Genomic DNA, 17,665 nt, shown 5'->3' on the forward strand with positions numbered 1-17,665 from the left:
CAGGGCGGCGTCAGCGGCTGATGCTGAAATGAGGATGGACTCATGCCTATCTGATAAATTGAAAAATAGGCTTTTCAGCGAGAGATTTTTTGTCCATAATAGATACCATGTGTAAAAACGGAGGGGACGCTTCATGCAGCTGAAAGAACTGGCAAACGGGCTGGCCGTCAGCCGGATCCTCGGCGAGGCAGAGACGGAAGTCAAGGGGCTGCAGATTGACTCCCGCAAGGTAGTACCTGGCGATTTGTTCATCTGCATCCCGGGACTGGTCGCCGACGGCCACGACTATGCCGCCGCCGCCGTAGAGCGCGGGGCTGCCGCACTAGTGGCGGAGCGGGAGCTGGAAGCCGGCGTGCCGGTGCTTCTGGTCAAGGATGCCCGCCACGCGATGGCGGTGCTCGCGAATCACTTCTACGGCTACCCGAGCCGGGAGCTGAAGCTCATCGGCGTAACGGGGACGAACGGCAAGACGACGACGACTTATCTGCTGGACCGCGTACTTACGGATGCCGGGTACCGCACCGGTCTGATGGGCAACATCCACATCAAGATCGGAGGGGAGTACCGGCCGAATCACGCGACGAATACCCAGGAAGCGCTGGAGCTGCAGAAGATTCTGCGGGAGATGGCGGATGCCGGCACCGATTACTGTTTGATGGAGGTATCCTCGCATGGCCTGGAGATGGGCCGGGTGAAAGGATGCCTCTTCCGAACGGGCATGTTCACCAATCTCACCCAGGACCATCTCGACTTCCACGGCACGATGGAACGCTACCAGGCGGCCAAGGGCCTCTTGTTCTCCCGGCTCGGCAACGATTACGGGGCAGACCCGCACCAGCGCCGGTTCGCGGTGCTCAATGGGGATGAGGAAGCCTCCGCGGAGTTCGAGAAGCTGACGGCGGCGGAGACGCTCGTCTATGCCATTGATAATCCGAAGGCCGATGTCCGGGCCGAAGAGATCGTGATGTCGGCACAGGGAACTTCATTCCGCTGCGTGACCTTCCGCGGGACGACAGAGATCAAGACGCGGCTTGTCGGCCGTTTTAATGTATATAACGTCCTGGGCGTGATTGCGGCTGCTCTGGCCGAAGGCGTGGAGCTTGACGTGATCGCGGCTTCTCTTGCCGGGATCGCATCGGTAGAAGGTCGCATGGAAGTCGTGGACGCCGGACAGCCGTATCTCGTGCTGGTGGATTACGCCCATACGCCGGACGGCTTGGAGAACGCGCTGTCCACTGTATCCCAATTCGCCGAGGGGAACATATACTGCGTGTTCGGCTGCGGAGGGGACCGGGACCGGACGAAGCGGCCCTTGATGGGCGGCGTGGCGGCGAAGTACAGCGACTACATCTATGTCACCTCCGATAACCCCAGAACGGAAGACCCCCATTCCATCCTGCTGGATATCGTACCCGGGATCGAGGGCGCGGGGATGGACACGGCAAGCTACGAGCTCGCGGTCGACCGGCGGGAAGCGATCCGCCGTGCGGTGGAGAAAGCGCAGCCCGGCGATATTGTGCTTATAGCAGGCAAGGGCCACGAGACGTATCAGGATATCGGCGGAGTGAAACTCCCGTTCGATGACCGGCTTGTGGCGGAAGAAGCGATAAAGGGGCGGAAGGCATGATCGAGAGGCTGCTTGGCGACATCGCACGGATGGCGGGAGGCACGCTGGCGGACGCGGCGCTAGCGGACCGACCGGTGAAGGGGGTGTCGAAGGATACCCGGACGCTGGCGGAAGGAAACTTGTATGTGCCGATCATCGGCGGCGCCTTTGACGGGCACGATTTTGCGGAGGCTGCTCTGGAGCAGGGGGCCGGAGGCCTCCTGTGGCAGAAGGATCACGGCAGCGGGCCTGCTGGGGCGCCCCTGATCTACGTGGACGATGCGCTGGAGGCGCTGCAGCGGCTTGCAACGGCTTACCGCCGGGAGCTGGCTGTGCGGATCGTAGGCATCACCGGCAGCAACGGCAAGACGACCACGAAGGACATGACGGCCGCCGTCCTGTCCACTTCCTTCCGCGTGCATAAGACGCTCGGCAATTACAACAATCACATCGGCCTTCCGCTCACGCTGCTGGAGATGAGCGAAGACACCGAGATTGCCGTCCTCGAGATGGGTATGAGCGGCCGGGGGGAGATCGAGCTGCTGTCGCGTCTGGCGGAGCCGGAGATCGCCATCATCACGAACATCGGCGAAGCCCATCTCCTGCAGCTGGGATCCCGCCTCGAGATAGCAAGGGCGAAGACCGAGATCCTCGCGGGCCTTCAGCCGGACGGCGTGCTGGTCTATCACGGCGACGAGCCGCTGATCCGGGAGGTGCTGCCGGAGTGGGATGCTCCGGACCGGAGCTACCGGCAGGTGACCTTCGGCCAAGGCGCGTCGAACGACCTGTTCCCGCTCGATCTGCGCCTGACGGAGTCGGGCACGCAGATGACGGTGAACACGGATCCGCAGACGCCTTACTATATTCCGATGCTCGGAGCGCATAATGCGGTCAATGCCCTGGCGGCCCTGGCCGTCGGACGGCACTTCGGCCTCGCGGCGACCGTCATGGCGGAAGGCCTGCAGGGGCTTGTCATGACGGGCATGCGCATTGAAGTCAGCGTGGCTCCCACCGGCCTTACAGTGTGGAATGACGCCTATAATGCCAGTCCGACCGCCATGCGGGCGGCTCTCGCGCTGCTTCATGAAGCGCAGGGGTTCGAACGCAAGTATGCGGTGCTTGGCGATATGCTGGAGCTCGGCGAGAAGGAGGCGGATTTCCACCGGGAGATCGGCCGGGGAATCGATCCGGCGAAGGTAGACGCTGTCTATCTGTTCGGACCGCTGGCCGGTTATATGGCCGAAGGGGCATTAGAGAAGTTCCCGCCGGAGCGCGTGCGGCATTATCAAGACAAAGAAACGCTGGCGCGCGAGCTGGCCGAAGCCGCTTCGGCGCAAGATGTCGTACTGATCAAGGGATCCCGCGGCATGCGCATGGAGCAGGTGGCTTCGTTTTTAGGGCAATTGGGGGGATAATTCGGTGGATTTCAATATCGTTATGATCACGCTGGGCGCAGCTTTTTTGCTTGCCGTTATTATGGGGCCTCTATTCATTCCCCTGCTGCGCCGGCTCAAATTCGGCCAGCAGGTGCGGGGCGACGGCCCTCAGAGCCATCTCAAGAAGTCAGGTACGCCGACCATGGGCGGTATCATTATCATGCTGGCGCTGGCCTTGGCGGTTCTCCGGTTCGGGGAACGCAACATGGAGACCGTTACCCTGCTTGTGGCTACGCTCGGATACGGGTTGATCGGCTTTCTCGATGACTATATCAAGATCGTGTTCAAGCGCTCGCTCGGTCTGACGGCCCGTCAGAAGCTGCTCGGGCAGCTGGCGGTTTCGATCGTCGTCTGCGTGCTGCTCGTCCAGATGGGGCACAGCACGGATATCCGCATTCCGTATCTTCATGTTTCGTTCGATCTCGGCTGGCTGTATTTGCCGTTCGTCGTCTTCCTGATGCTCGGCACTTCCAATGCCGTCAACTTCACGGATGGTCTGGACGGACTGCTCGCGGGTACGGCTGCGATCGCGTTCGGTGCGTACGCGGTGATCGCGCTGAATAACACGCAGCCCAATATTGCCATCTTCTCCGCGGCGGTGGTAGGGGCCGTACTTGGATTCCTGGTATTCAACGCCCATCCGGCGAAGGTCTTCATGGGAGATACCGGCTCGCTGGGCTTAGGTGGCGGTCTTACCGTTGTAGCGCTGCTGACGAAGGCGGAGCTGCTGCTCGCTCTGATCGGAGGGGTATTCCTGGTCGAAATTCTTTCCGTTATCATTCAAGTCGCATCCTTCAAGACCAGGGGCAAGCGCGTATTCAAAATGAGCCCGATCCACCATCACTTCGAGCTCAGCGGCTGGTCGGAGTGGCGCGTAGTCATCTCCTTCTGGACGGCGGGATTGATTCTGGCGGGCATCGGACTATACATTAACGAGGTGTTGTAGGCATGGAGCATCCATCATCATACGGCGGCCGCCAGGTCGTCATTCTGGGCCTGGCCAGAAGCGGCGTAGCCGTAGCGAAATTGTTCCACGAACAAGGTGCGCATGTCACCGTTAACGATAAGAAGGAACGACAATTATGCCCTGAAGCCGACGAACTGGAGGCTCTGGGTATTTCTGTTGTATGCGGGTCCCACCCGGCCGGCCTGGTGCACGAAGGGATCTCGCTCGTAGTCAAGAACCCGGGCATTCCCTATACGGTCGACCCGGTGCGCCGGGCAAGGGAGCTGGGCGTCGAGGTCGTCACCGAGGTAGAGGTCGCTTACCGGATCTGCCGTGCGCCGATCATCGGCATCACGGGCTCGAACGGGAAGACGACCACCACGACTTGGACGGGATTGATGCTCGAAGCCGGAGGACTGCATCCGATCGTGGCCGGCAACATCGGCCGCGCGCTGACGGAAGCCGCCCTCGAGGCGCAGGAGGACCACCAGATGGTGGTCGAGCTCAGTTCGTTCCAGCTTAAGGGAACGGACCGCTTCCGTCCCCGGATCGGCTGCCTGCTCAATGTATATGAGACCCATCTCGACTATCACGGCACGATGAACGATTACGTCGAGTCCAAGGCGAAGCTGTTCGCGAACCAGAGAGCCGAAGATACGGCGGTGCTGAACTGGGATCATGCGGTATGCCGTAAGGTAGCCGAGGGGCTGAAGTCGCAGGTGCTGCCGTTCTCGATCCGCACGGAGATGGAGTACGGTCTCTTCATCCAGCCGCCGTTTCCGGAAGGGGCAGAGGGGGAGCTGGCAGCCGCCGAGGAGCGGAAGCTGGTATACCGCAGCAAGGATGGGGAGCTGACGGAGATTCTTCCCGTGAAGGAACTCGGCATCCCGGGTTCCTTCAATATCGAGAACGCGCTGGCTGCCAGTGCCATCGCCCTGACCTGTGGCGTGGGAGCGGAAGCCATCGCCGGCGTGCTGCGTACCTTCGGGGGAGTGGAGCACCGTCTTGAGCTAGTCGGAACGAAGGACGGCGTACAGTTCTATAACAATTCGAAGGCGACGAATCCGACTGCCACCATCAAGACGATCGAAGCGTTCACGCAGAACATCGTGCTGATCGCCGGCGGCCTGGACCGGGGATCCGATTACATGGAGCTGCTTCCGGTGTTCGGGGGACAGGTGAAGGGCCTGGTCGCCATCGGCGAAACGAAGGACAAAATCGTCCGCGTGGCTAATTTGGCCGGCATGAGCCAGGTCAAAACCGTCGATACTGCTAAGCAGGTGCAGGATACGGTCACGAAGGCGGTGAAGGAAGCGTTCGCCATGGCAAAGCCAGGGGATGTCGTGCTTCTCTCGCCGGCGTGCGCCAGCTGGGACATGTTCGCCTCCTATGAGGAAAGGGGAAGCATGTTTAAGCGGTCCGTGCATAACCTTTAAGAGGGGGCTGCAGGCGTTCCGCCGGCTGGATGCGGACGTATAGCGCCTCTAAGTCACGAAGGTTAGAGGTGTGGACAAATTATGGTCAAAGCTAGGTCTTCCCCGGATATGCTGCTGCTGGGCTCCACGCTTGCGCTTCTGGTTATCGGCGTAGTCATGGTATTCAGCGCCAGCGCAGTGCTCGCTTTCCGTGAATTCGGAGATTCGATGTACTATTTGAAGCGACAGGCCCTGTTCGCGGCCCTGGGTATCGTGGCTATGGTGTTCACCATGAACGCCGACTACTGGATCTGGAAGAAATATGCCAAGATCGCGTTGATCGCGTGCTTCATCCTGCTGGTCGCGGTGCTTATCCCGGGCATCGGCGTCGTGCGCGGGGGCGCGCGCAGTTGGCTCGGTATCGGTTCGTTCGGTATTCAGCCTTCCGAGTTCATGAAGATGGGGATGATCATGTTCCTGTCGAAGTGGCTCTCGGAACGGCAGAGCACCATTACGCTGTTCACCAAGGGGCTGGTGCCTCCGCTGGGTTTGGTGGGACTGGCCTTCGGGATGATCATGCTACAGCCCGACCTTGGAACGGGGGCGGTGCTCGTCGGTGCTTCCCTGCTCATTATTTATGTGGCGGGCGCCCGCCTGCTGCACTTATCTTATCTCGGCATGGTCGGGGTGGCGGGACTGGTCGGCCTCATCATTGCTGCGCCTTACCGGCTGCAGCGGATTACCGCCTTCCTGGATCCCTGGGCCGATCCGCTGGGTGCGGGCTACCAGTCAATCCAATCGCTTTATGCCATTGGTCCCGGCGGTCTGGTGGGACTGGGCCTCGGCATGAGCCGGCAGAAGTACAGCTATCTCCCCGAACCGCAGACCGATTTTATATTCTCCATCATTGCCGAAGAACTCGGCTTTATCGGCGGCACGTTCGTGCTCCTGCTCTTCACGCTCCTGGTATGGCGGGGGATGCGCACTGCTATTACGGCGCCCGATACGTTCGGCAGCCTGCTGGCCACGGGCATCGTCGGCATGGTGGCCGTACAGGTCATCATCAACATCGGCGTGGTTATCGGCATGTTCCCCGTTACCGGCATTACGCTGCCTCTGATCAGTGCAGGCGGCTCGTCGCTCACCTTGATGCTGACTTCGCTCGGCGTGCTGCTCAACATCTCCAGGTTTTCCAGGTGAGGCTGGACAAGGTTACTAGAAAGGTGAGCATTCTTATGAAAAAAATCGTCTTCACCGGCGGTGGAACGGCCGGCCATGTGACCCCGAACCTGGCGATCATGGCCGAGCTCCGCAAGCAGGGGTGGGACATGGCATATATCGGCTCCCGCACCGGGATCGAGAAGGACATTGTCGATCACGAGGGAATTCCATTCCACCATATCGCCTCGGGCAAGCTTCGGCGTTATTTTGATCTCAAGAACTTCAAGGATCCGCTGCGTGTCCTCCAGGGGACGCTGCAAGCCTACGGACTGCTTCGCAAGATTCGTCCGCACATTGTGTTCTCCAAGGGCGGCTTCGTCTCCGTCCCGGTGATCGTGGCGAGCCGTCTGGCCGGCATTCCGGTCATCTCCCACGAGTCAGACCTGTCCCCCGGACTGGCGAACAAAATCTCGATGCCGTTCGTCTCCCGGATCTGTGTGACCTTCCCCGAGACGTTGAAGTATCTGCGTGGCGGCAAGGCGGAATGCACCGGGCTCCCGATCCGGGATAAGATCCTGCGGGGCAGCGCCTCGAAGGGAAGGCAGCTTTGCGATTTTCACTCGGCGAAGCCCGTGCTCTTCATCATGGGCGGCAGCCTCGGGGCCCAGAAGATCAATCAGGCTGTGCGAAGCATTCTGGATGACCTGTTGAAGGAATTCCAGATCATTCATATCTGCGGCAAAGGCAATACGGACTCCGCCCTCCAGGGTGTGCGGGGCTACCGCCAGTTCGAATACGTCAATGATGAACTGCCGGATCTGCTTGCGGCTGCGTCGGTCGTTGTATCCCGTGCCGGCTCCACCTCGATTTTCGAGTTTCTGGCCGCACGCAAGCCGATGCTGCTTATTCCGCTTTCCCGGGCGGCCAGCAGGGGAGACCAGATCTTGAACAGCGAATCGTTCCGCTCGCAGGGCTATTGCGAAGTGCTGCAGGAAGAAGAACTTACCGAGGCATCCCTGCTTGCGCGCGTACGTTCGCTGTATGCGGACAAGGAACGGATTCTTGCCAATATGGAACGTAATCCCTACGGAGACGGTACGGCACAGATCGTCCGGCTCCTCGAAGCCCACCGGCTGAAGGAGGGCTCGTGAACATTCTCTCTAGGCGATTGTCACACTCTACAGGCTTCTACATAAACTACAATATAACCGTGACAGACGTCCGGGAGGCGCGGCAGACAGCCGCAGGCCGGCAGCAGAGAGCATTCAATAATAGCCGGCCGGCTGTCCGTCCGCCCGGCTGCCGGTATACTGCCGCAGCCGACTGCAACGGCGTTTCTGTGAAGGAGGTTTACCCATGCAACAGGTCATATCAGAACTCATGAACGGGTCTTGCGGCGAAGTTCGCGTGAACGAGCCGCTGGCCCCCTACACCACCTGGAAGATCGGCGGACCCGCCGATGTACTGTTGATCCCGCGAGACAAGACGCAGCTCGTGCATGCCGTCAAGCTTTTGCATGCGCACCGTACGCCTTGGACCGCGCTGGGCCGGGGATCCAATATGCTCGTTACCGACAAGGGCATCCGGGGTGTGGTGATCAAATTGGGGGATGCGCTGGAAACCGTGCGGTTTGAAGGGGATATCGTATATGCCGGCGGCGCATTCTCGTTCATTAAGCTATCGGTCATGGCGGGCAAAGAGGGATTGACCGGGTTGGAGTTTGCCTCAGGCATTCCGGGAACCGTGGGTGGAGCCGTCTTCATGAACGCCGGAGCGCACGGGTCCGATGTGTCACGTATACTACTGCGGGCTGAAGTACTGCTCCCAGACGGAGAATTGGTGACTCTGAACAATGAAGATTTGGCGTATGCCTACCGGCATTCGGCCCTGCAGCTGCAGCCGGGCATCGTAACGGAAGCCGTCTTCGGGCTGAAGGCCGGCGACCGGCTCGAAATCGCCGGCACGCTGGCATCTTACAAGGCCCGGCGCCTGCGTACCCAGCCGTTGCAGCTGGCTTGCGCAGGAAGTGTCTTCCGCAACCCGGAGGGCCAATTTGCCGCCAAGCTGATCGAAGAGGCCGGCCTGAAGGGCCACCGGGTCGGCGGCGCCGAAGTTTCTCCACTGCATGCCAATTTCATCGTCAACACCGGGCAGGCGACAGCCCTCGACGTGCTTACCCTCATCGAGTATGTGAAGCAGACCGTATCGGATCGGTACGGGGTGCAGCTCATGCCGGAAGTATTGGTGGTGGGTGAGCGGTAAATCGGAGGTGGGACTTTGGAAAAGCTGGTTATCGAAGGCGGGAAACCTCTATCGGGAGCCATCAAGATTCATGGAGCCAAAAATGCCGCACTGCCTATATTGGCAGCCGGTATTATGGCGGAAGGCACCGTTACCATCGAGAACGTACCGGATTTGTCGGATATTCATGTCATGCTGGGCATTCTGCGGGCTCTGGGCTGCAGGGCGGAATACGAGGATGATACGGTCACCGTGAATACGCTGGGTGTGCATGAGTTTCACATTCCGGAATATTTGATGAGCCAGATGCGTTCTTCCATCTTCCTGATGGGTCCCCTGCTCTCGCGTCTCGGGCGCGTAGAATTATACCAGCCGGGCGGATGCGCGATCGGCGAGCGTAAGATCGATCTGCATCTTCGCGGCCTGGCCGCACTCGGAGCACAGATTGAAGAGAGCGGAAGCAAGATTGTATGCACGGCCAAAGAACTTCGGGGAGCGGAGATCGTACTGGACTTCCCGAGCGTAGGCGCGACGGAGAATATCATGATGGCCGCGGCCACGGCCAAAGGCTCCACCACGATCACGGGGGCTGCACGAGAGCCGGAGATTCAGGATCTCCAGAATTTCCTGAATTCGATGGGGGCCAAGATCATCGGGGCGGGAACGGACACGATTACCATTGAAGGCGTTCCTGTGCTGACACCGACTACTTACCGTATCATTCCGGATCGCATTGTCGCGGGAACCCTGATGATTGCCGCTGCCGTGACCCGGGGGAACATCACGCTCGAGAGGGTGTGCCCGGCGCATATGACTTCGGCGATCCACGTCTTGAAGCGGGCAGGTGTTCAAATCGCGATCAGCGGTGATATAATGAGCGTATGCGCTCTCACCCGGCCCAGATCGGTTGATCGGATCGTGACTTCGCCACATCCTGCTTTTCCGACTGATCTGCAGTCGCAGATTATGGTGCTGCTAAGCCTTGCCGATGGGGTAAGCATTGTGAAGGAAACCGTTTTTGAGGGACGTTTCAAGCATGTGGATGAACTGTCCCGGATGGGAGCCGATATCCGGGTCGATCTCAACTCCGCAGTGATCCGCGGGGTGCCCAGGCTCTATGGGGCTACGGTAGAAGCTACGGACCTTCGGGCGGGAGCTGCGCTGGTGATTGCCGGTCTTGCGGCTCAAGGAACCACGGTCATCGAGCAGATTCACCATATCGACCGGGGCTATGACCGGATCGAGTCTATGCTGGGTGCGCTGGGCGCAGGCATTCAGCGCGTCGTACCGGTGCCATCGGAGTAAGTGCTATAATCCCAGCCTTTTAGCTTGCTCCGTAACTTATGGGGCACCACCGTTTGTTTCGGATTTCGCCGCATTCCTTGTTTCTTCTATTATTATGATCACAGCCGCCCTTCTATCCCTTTTTCTACCGAAAAGGGGATAGGGCGGTTTACATATTTCGTTTGTCCGTTGTTCCGTCGGGTGTTGGATACGGAAGGCGCCTGCAAGGATAGCGGCCGGGAGGCCATCAATCCTTGCCGATGGCGGCCCGCAGCCGGACAAGCTCTCCCCAGGAGGGAACCACATCATGGATGATAGACTTCCCGTAATGAAGAAACCGTCGCAGCCCCGCGGCCGAAGCAATCGCAAACTCCTGACCGTTCTGGTCATTTTTTTCATCGGACTGCTTCTCGTCCTGTTCTTCCAATCTTCTCTGAGCAAGATCTCCCAGGTGGAGGTAACGGGCCAGGAACTGGTAGATCCAGCGGAAATAGAGCAGAAGTCGGAATTGAAGCCGGGGGACCACTTCTTCTCCGTCTCATCTTCCGATATCGAGAAGAAGGTAAAGGCCCTGCCCATGGTAGAGTCCGTGGAAGTATCGAAGCATTTTCCGGGACGGATTACCATCAAGGTGCAGGAGTATCCGAAGGTAGCGTATCAGATCGGCGAAGAGGGACAGGTGGAAGTACTGCTGGCCGATGCGAGCATTCTTCCGGTGACGATGAAGGGCGTGCCGCTGGACAAGCCGATCTTGACGGGCTGGAGCCCGGATGACCCGCTGAAGACGAAGCTTTGTCTGACGATGGCCAAGCTGCCTCCGGCTTATTTTGCCGACATTTCCGAAATCAAGCCCGCTCCCAGCAGTGCTTATCCCGATAAGATCCGTCTCTATACGCGCACGCAGTTCGAGGTGCAGACTACGATAGGGAAGCTGCCGGAGAAAATCAAGTATCTTCAGTCTTATATTGCGAACCTTCAGGGGGACCAGGTGAAGGGCGGCGTGATCAAAATGCTCGAGGCGGACTATTACACCAAGGTGGACGACACGCCGGAAGTAAAAAGTCCTTCCGGGGAACCCTCTTCCGCTCCGTCTAAAGAACCTGCGGAATCAAAACAGCCTACGGAATCAAAACAGCAAACGGAAACGAAAGACTCTACAGAGGCCCCAGGCGCGCAAGGAAAAGAAAACGCGGGAAGCGAAGGAAAAGAAGCCGCAGGGACCCAGGGCGCGCGAAGCTCCCAAGGGGCTGATTCCAAGGGCCGGGAAGCCTCCCGCGGGGATTAAGACGGCAGGGACAGACTGATCCCCTGAAGGGGTTCAGTCCATTTTCATATGATAAAAAAGAACTACTCAAGCCTATGAAAAAATGGTAGAATTGTAATTATGGTATATTTTAAGCTTCTCCCTGAAAAATTATGCTAGAAAAAGAGGGAATTGCAGGGCCGTGTGGAATATTTACAAAATGGTTTTTTGTGCTGACCAAGGCTCAAATCGAATATATGTCACAGGAGGTGCCACGGGTTGAGCAGCAATGACATCATTGTTAGTTTGGACATCGGTACATCCAAAGTTCGGGTTATTATTGGGGAAGTCGTTAACGGCGCCATTAATATAATTGGAGTTGGATCTGCCGATTCGGAGGGAATCCGCAAAGGGTCCATCGTGGATATTGATCAAACGGTTCAAACGATCCGGAGTGCGGTGGACCATGCGGAACGAATGGTAGGCATTCAAATTGCGGAAGTGTATGTCGGCATCGCCGGCAATCATATCGCTCTGCAGTCCAGTCATGGTGTAGTAGCTGTATCCAATGAAGACCGGGAGATTGGAGACGATGACATCGAACGCGTCATACAGGCGGCCAAGGTCATTCCACTGGCTCCGGAGCGTGAGATTATCGGCGTGGTCCCGAATCAATATGTGGTCGACGGAACGGATCAAATCCATGATCCGCGCAGCATGATCGGCGTACGGCTTGAAGTGGAAGCAACGATCGTTACCGGAACGAAGACGGCTATACATAATCTGCTTCGCGTAGTTGAGAAATCCGGTTTGAAAGTCGCAGGGCTGATCCTGATGTCGCTGGCAAGCGGACATCTGGCGCTGTCCAAGGATGAGAAGAATATCGGAACCGTGCTCGTGGATATCGGAGCGGGCGCTACTACCATTGCCATTTTCAATGAGAACAACCTGGTGGCCACCTCCACGCTGCCTCTTGGCGGGGAATACATCACCAATGACATAGCGTATGGTCTGAAGACACAGGCGGATATCGCAGAGAAGATCAAATTGAAATTCGGCTGTGCCGTGGTCGACCATGCGGCGAACGATCAGGTATTCAAAGTAAACCGGATCGGGAGCAACACGGACAAAGAATTCTCCCAGGTGGATCTCGCCAATATCATCGAACCCCGCGTTCAGGAAATATTCCATTTGATCCGGCTCGAAGTGCAGAGACTCGGTTTCGCGGACCTTCCAGGTGGGTATGTACTTACCGGAGGCACAGTGGCCATGCCCGGTATGCTGGCCGTTGCCCAGATGGAGCTTGCTACTTCCGTACGAATCGCCGTACCGGATTATATCGGTGTCCGTGATTCCTCCTATACGAGCGGGGTAGGCATTATCCAGTACGCTTCCCGCTATCTGCGCACTTCGAAACAACAGCAAAACTCGGGAGTCAAGAAAATGATTCCGAAGAAACCGGCTCCCGGTCAAGAGCAGCAGAAGCCCTCGGCCATGGAACGTTTCAAGAACTGGTTAAGCGAGTTTATCTAGCAGAGATAAGCTCATGATGAAAGCCTAATGAGGGGGAAGACGCTAGTATGTTTGAATTTGATATGGACATGGACCAACTGGCTAAGATAAAGGTCATCGGCGTTGGCGGCGGCGGAAGCAATGCCGTTAACCGGATGATCGAGAACGGCGTGAAAGGCGTGGAGTTCATTACCGTGAACACCGACGCGCAGGCCCTTCACTTGGCTCACTCGGAGCAGAAGCTTCAGATCGGGGACAAGCTGACTCGCGGCCTTGGGGCGGGTGCGAACCCGGAAGTGGGCAAGAAAGCGGCTGAAGAGTCCCGCGAATCGATTATGAATGCGCTCAAAGGCTCGGATATGGTCTTCGTAACGGCCGGCATGGGCGGCGGTACGGGAACCGGTGCGGCTCCGGTGATCGCCGAGATCGCCAAAGAATGCGGCGCCCTGACGGTGGGGGTCGTCACACGGCCGTTCACCTTTGAAGGCCGCAAGCGGGCGCTCCAAGCCGAGCAGGGGATCGCAGCGCTCAAAGAGAAGGTAGATACGCTGATCGTCATCCCCAATGACCGGCTGCTGGAGATTGTCGATAAGAAGACTCCGATGCTCGAAGCGTTCCGCGAAGCGGATAACGTGCTGCGTCAGGGTGTACAAGGGATCTCCGATTTGATCGCGGTACCGGGTTTGATCAACCTGGACTTTGCCGACGTCAAAACGATTATGACCGAACGCGGATCCGCCTTGATGGGGATCGGGATTGCCACGGGCGAGAACCGTGCGGCGGAAGCCGCCAAGAAGGCGATCATGTCGCCGCTCCTCGAAACATCGATCGACGGGGCACGCGGAGTGCTCATGAACATTACGGGGGGATCGAATCTTTCCCTCTATGAAGTGAACGAAGCTGCGGACATTGTCGCTTCGGCTTCGGATCTGGAAGTGAATATGATTTTCGGTGCGGTAATCGACGAACGGCTGAAGGAAGAAATCATGGTCACGGTCATTGCCACCGGATTCGAACATAAAGCAATGGCTCCGAGCCCGCGCAAACCGGGTGCAGGCGCCGGTGCGGCACCCTCGGCGGCCGCTCCCCAGCAGGAAGCTCCGACGGACAACCGGCTTGGCAACCTCCGTCCTTTTGGCGGCAGCCAGCCATCGAACGATCAGCTCGATATTCCAACGTTCCTGCGCAACCGCAACCGCGGAGGCGGGTTCGATAACAAGTAGGTTTATAGGTATGACGAAGACGGGTTCCCTCAGGGAGCCCGTCTTTTTTTACAGGCATCCGGCTGCTGCGGTTGAGGGCGTCTGCAAAATTGGATGGATTCCCTTACTGCTCCTCGGTCAGCACATATGCAACGCTCGCAGGTAGAGAAAGTGACCCGGATTCTATATCCAGAGGAGGCTAAGAGCTTCACGGAACCACACCCCAATCCGACAAAATTAGTTCGTTGCCCTCCGCATGTTTAGACAGACTTTGGAATACAGTTACTATATACTTGTCTCATTCGCTAGAGGAACAAGAGGCGGGTGGCGGAGGAGGTGGGGAATGGTTGTTTATATCGACATCATTTTCCTTCTGAATCTATTGATTGACGGCGCGCTGCTCTGGACGACGGCCTGGACCCGCAAGCTTTCGTTTCGCTGGTGGCGGCTCGGATGTTCGGCGGCGATCGGCGGCAGCTACGCCGTAATGATTTTCTTCCCGCAGCTCTCGTTTCTGTTCACGCTGGCTCTGAAGTTTGCCTTGTCGCTCTTGATGTTGATTGTCGCATTCGGGTTTGGTGGCTTGCAGCATTTTCTAAGAAATCTGGGTGCGTTCTACTTGGTGAATTTTGTTGCCGCTGGCGGTATTGTCGGTCTTCTCTACTTCCGGCAGTCGGCGGGAGAGATCTTGAACGGCATCCTGACCGTCCGCAGCTGGGACGTCACGCTGGTGCTGCTGCTGTTCGCCATTCCCTTCAGCATGTGGTTGTGCAGGCAGGTGATCGGCGCCCTGCGCCGCAAGCAGGAGCTGGGTTCGTTCCTGGCGCAGGTGGACGTGCATATCGACGGCCATCTCACGAGCTGTACGGGGCTGATCGATACGGGCAACCAGCTCTATGATCCGCTGACGAAGACGCCGGTCATGGTTATGGAAGCCCTTCAATGGGGCGAGCAGATTCCGGAAGCTTGGCTGGCCAAGATCCGTAAGGCGGAAGTCGACCAGCTTGTGAACTCTATCGGCACCGAACCGTTCATCTGGCAGGACCGCCTGCGGCTTGTACCCTACCGGGGCGTCAACCGGAGCACGCAGTTCATGCTGGCGCTGAAGCCCGACCGGGTCGTCATCACCTTGGAAGGAAAGACCATGGAAGCGATGAAAGTGCTTGTCGGACTGGACGGAGGCCGTCTTAGCTCCGACAATGCGTACCAGGCCATCATTCATCCGTCACTTGTCTATATGTAGCCGAAAAAGCCAGGGGAGGTACGGAGGCGGGGCGTGAGCGTCCGGGCGACGACCGACCGATGGACCTAATCTACCCGATAGGAGGAAGCGCGCCATGCTGCTGAAGTGGAAGTTGTCGATGCAAATACTGTACTTCCGTCTCTTGCTGCTGTTCGGACTTAAAGGGGAAGAGATCTATTACATAGGTGGAAGTGAAGCGCTCCCGCCTCCGCTCACCCGCGAAGAGGAAGAATACCTGCTAGAGAAGCTTCCGTCCGGGGACGCGGCGATCCGGGGGATGCTCATCGAGCGGAATCTGCGTCTGGTCGTCTACATTGCCCGCAAGTTCGAGAATACGGGAATCAATATCGAGGATCTCGTGTCGATCGGGGCGATCGGTCTCATCAAGGCTGTCAACACCTTTGATCCTGAGAAAAAGATCAAGCTGGCCACTTACGCTTCTCGCTGCATTGAGAACGAAATCCTGATGTATTTGCGCCGCAACAGCAAGATCCGTACGGAGGTATCATTCGACGAACCGCTGAATATCGATTGGGACGGCAACGAGCTGCTGCTGTCCGATGTGCTTGGTACCGAGAATGATACGATCTACCGGAATATCGAGGAGCAGGTGGACCGCAAGCTGCTGCACAAGGCGCTAGACAAGCTCTCGGAGCGGGAGCGGATCATCATGGAGCTGAGGTTCGGTCTGCAGGATGGGGAAGAGAAGACCCAGAAGGACGTCGCGGACATGCTGGGGATTTCGCAGTCTTATATCTCCCGGCTGGAGAAGCGGATCATCAAGCGGCTTCGCAAAGAGTTCAACAAGATGGTGTAAACTGGAAAAAACTTTTTTTGGGATGATGGGGGCTGGACTCACCCTTGATGGGATTGGGTTTGACTCTTGTCAAGTGCCAGTCCGCAGGTCAGGGGGCAGAGGGACGTCGCATAAAAACCGAAACCGAGGAGATAATTAACAGTAATGTTTCTCCTTGGGAGGTAATCACGGTGACCCGAAACAAAGTCGAAATATGCGGCGTCGATACGGCAAAGCTACCGGTTTTGACGAATGCGGAAATGCGTGAACTGTTCGTCGGACTGCAGACGAATAATGAACGATCTGCAAGAGAGAAATTAGTGAACGGCAACCTCAGGCTGGTGCTGAGCGTGATCCAGCGGTTCAACAACAGGGGGGAATTCGTTGACGATTTGTTTCAAGTAGGCTGTATCGGACTGATGAAGGCCATCGATAATTTTGACCTCGGACAGAATGTAAAATTCTCGACCTATGCGGTACCGATGATTATCGGCGAAATCCGGCGCTATCTGCGCGACAATAATCCGATCCGCGTCTCCCGCTCCCTGCGGGATATCGCGTACAAGGCGCTTCAGGTGCGCGACCAGCTCACCAATATAAACTCCCGTGAGCCCTCGATCTACGAGATCTCCGAGGCGCTCAACGTGCCGAAGGAAGACGTCGTCTTCGCACTGGATGCCATCCAGGATCCCGTCTCGCTCTTCGAGCCGATCTACCACGATGGCGGGGATCCGATCTATGTGATGGACCAGATCAGCGACGACCGCAACAAGGACGTCTCGTGGATCGAAGGGATTGCCCTCAGGGAAGCGATGCGCAAGCTCGGCGACCGGGAGAAGATGATTCTCTCCATGCGGTTCTTCGACGGCAAAACCCAGATGGAGGTGGCTGACGAGATCGGTATCTCGCAGGCACAGGTATCCCGGCTTGAGAAGTCGGCGATCTCCCAGATGCAGAAGCATGTTAAGAATTAAACCCGCCAGACGGCGGAACGCGTTAGTGACCATTCGACCCCTACCGTCCCTGGACGGCAAGCGGTCTTTTTTTGTAGTCGGGAAGCTCGCGGGGGGAAGGGGGAGTCATTTCGCATCGGACGGGGACATTTTTGGCTGAGCCCACATATAGTAGTAACAAAGCCCACTTGGAACCAAGGCACGGTGGGCGGGCAGGGCGGTGGCGCTGGCTGTGAAAATATCCGATTTTCAGACGAAGGATGTTATTAATATTGTGGACGGCAAGAAGCTCGGGCAGATCAGCGATCTGGAGCTGGACCTTCGGCAGGGACGGATCGAAGCGATCGTTGTACCGAACAACGCCCGGTTCTTCGGACTCTTCGGAGGGGCGACGGACGTGGTCATTCCCTGGAAGAACATCGTCAAAATCGGTATGGATGTCGTTCTCGTCAAGCTGGATGATGTGCGGCCATACCGGCAGGGGGATGAGCCTGAGATCACGTATGACTACAACCGGCAGCACCGGGGATAGACAGAAGGGGCCGTAAGCCGGGGAGCGCGAGCGGCCCGGGGCTCAGGGAGGGAAAAGGGCCGGGTTCGGCCGGCCTGCCATGGAAGTCCGTCCCG

The 17,665-nt window shown here is 57.8% G+C and carries 15 protein-coding genes; all 15 read left to right on the forward strand.

Features of this window, described 5'->3' with window-relative positions; translation table 11 throughout:
- Positions 1-133 precede the first annotated feature (133 nt).
- The 15 genes from O9H32_RS04700 (at position 134) to O9H32_RS04770 (ending at position 17,570) form a co-directional block, all read left to right on the forward strand.
- Positions 134-1,627: a UDP-N-acetylmuramoyl-L-alanyl-D-glutamate--2,6-diaminopimelate ligase gene (locus O9H32_RS04700; RefSeq protein ID WP_269864708.1), complete on the forward strand. Its 1,494-nt coding sequence runs from the start codon at positions 134-136 to the stop codon at positions 1,625-1,627.
- Positions 1,624-3,021, forward strand: coding sequence for a UDP-N-acetylmuramoyl-tripeptide--D-alanyl-D-alanine ligase (locus O9H32_RS04705; protein WP_269864709.1), 1,398 nt, complete (start codon positions 1,624-1,626; stop codon positions 3,019-3,021). Before O9H32_RS04700 ends, O9H32_RS04705 begins: the two co-directional genes overlap by 4 nt.
- Positions 3,022-3,025: 4 nt before the next feature.
- Positions 3,026-3,988: a phospho-N-acetylmuramoyl-pentapeptide-transferase gene (mraY, locus tag O9H32_RS04710; protein WP_269864710.1), complete on the forward strand. Its 963-nt coding sequence runs from the start codon at positions 3,026-3,028 to the stop codon at positions 3,986-3,988.
- Between the two features lie 2 nt (positions 3,989-3,990).
- Positions 3,991-5,424: a UDP-N-acetylmuramoyl-L-alanine--D-glutamate ligase gene (gene murD, locus O9H32_RS04715; protein WP_269864711.1), complete on the forward strand. Its 1,434-nt coding sequence runs from the start codon at positions 3,991-3,993 to the stop codon at positions 5,422-5,424.
- An 81-nt stretch (positions 5,425-5,505) separates the two neighbouring features.
- Positions 5,506-6,603, forward strand: a complete 1,098-nt coding sequence (spoVE, locus tag O9H32_RS04720) for a stage V sporulation protein E (RefSeq protein ID WP_269864712.1) — start codon at positions 5,506-5,508, stop codon at positions 6,601-6,603.
- Between the two features lie 35 nt (positions 6,604-6,638).
- On the forward strand, positions 6,639-7,715 hold the full coding sequence (locus O9H32_RS04725; protein ID WP_269864713.1) for an undecaprenyldiphospho-muramoylpentapeptide beta-N-acetylglucosaminyltransferase: 1,077 nt from the start codon (positions 6,639-6,641) through the stop codon (positions 7,713-7,715).
- Positions 7,716-7,920: 205 nt separating this feature from the next.
- The gene (murB, locus tag O9H32_RS04730) at positions 7,921-8,826 is read left to right on the forward strand and encodes a UDP-N-acetylmuramate dehydrogenase (RefSeq protein WP_269864714.1); all 906 of its coding nucleotides are present in this window, start codon (positions 7,921-7,923) and stop codon (positions 8,824-8,826) included.
- 15 nt (positions 8,827-8,841) lie between these two features.
- Entirely contained in the window at positions 8,842-10,110 is a 1,269-nt protein-coding gene (gene murA, locus O9H32_RS04735; protein ID WP_269864715.1) for a UDP-N-acetylglucosamine 1-carboxyvinyltransferase, read from the forward strand.
- A 286-nt stretch (positions 10,111-10,396) separates the two neighbouring features.
- Complete coding sequence (locus tag O9H32_RS04740; RefSeq protein WP_269864716.1) at positions 10,397-11,374, forward strand: cell division protein FtsQ/DivIB; 978 nt, start codon at positions 10,397-10,399, stop codon at positions 11,372-11,374.
- A 237-nt stretch (positions 11,375-11,611) separates the two neighbouring features.
- Complete coding sequence (gene ftsA, locus O9H32_RS04745; protein WP_269864717.1) at positions 11,612-12,865, forward strand: cell division protein FtsA; 1,254 nt, start codon at positions 11,612-11,614, stop codon at positions 12,863-12,865.
- Positions 12,866-12,912: 47 nt separating this feature from the next.
- Positions 12,913-14,067 (forward strand): cell division protein FtsZ, encoded by a 1,155-nt coding sequence (ftsZ, locus tag O9H32_RS04750; RefSeq protein ID WP_269864718.1) that lies wholly within the window; start codon positions 12,913-12,915, stop codon positions 14,065-14,067.
- A gap of 322 nt (positions 14,068-14,389) precedes the next feature.
- Positions 14,390-15,289, forward strand: a complete 900-nt coding sequence (gene spoIIGA, locus O9H32_RS04755) for a sigma-E processing peptidase SpoIIGA (protein WP_269864719.1) — start codon at positions 14,390-14,392, stop codon at positions 15,287-15,289.
- Between the two features lie 94 nt (positions 15,290-15,383).
- Positions 15,384-16,106 carry an RNA polymerase sporulation sigma factor SigE gene (gene sigE / locus O9H32_RS04760; protein ID WP_269864721.1) on the forward strand — a complete coding sequence of 241 codons (723 nt, stop codon included), beginning with the start codon at positions 15,384-15,386 and terminating at the stop codon, positions 16,104-16,106.
- 170 nt (positions 16,107-16,276) lie between these two features.
- Positions 16,277-17,059, forward strand: a complete 783-nt coding sequence (gene sigG, locus O9H32_RS04765) for an RNA polymerase sporulation sigma factor SigG (protein ID WP_269864722.1) — start codon at positions 16,277-16,279, stop codon at positions 17,057-17,059.
- 199 nt (positions 17,060-17,258) lie between these two features.
- Positions 17,259-17,570 (forward strand): YlmC/YmxH family sporulation protein, encoded by a 312-nt coding sequence (locus tag O9H32_RS04770; protein ID WP_269864724.1) that lies wholly within the window; start codon positions 17,259-17,261, stop codon positions 17,568-17,570.
- Positions 17,571-17,665 lie beyond the last annotated feature (95 nt).

Origin of the sequence: Paenibacillus caseinilyticus (genome assembly GCF_027533645.1) — a bacterium.
GTDB classification, from domain to species: Bacteria; Bacillota; Bacilli; order Paenibacillales; family NBRC-103111; genus Paenibacillus_G; species Paenibacillus_G caseinilyticus.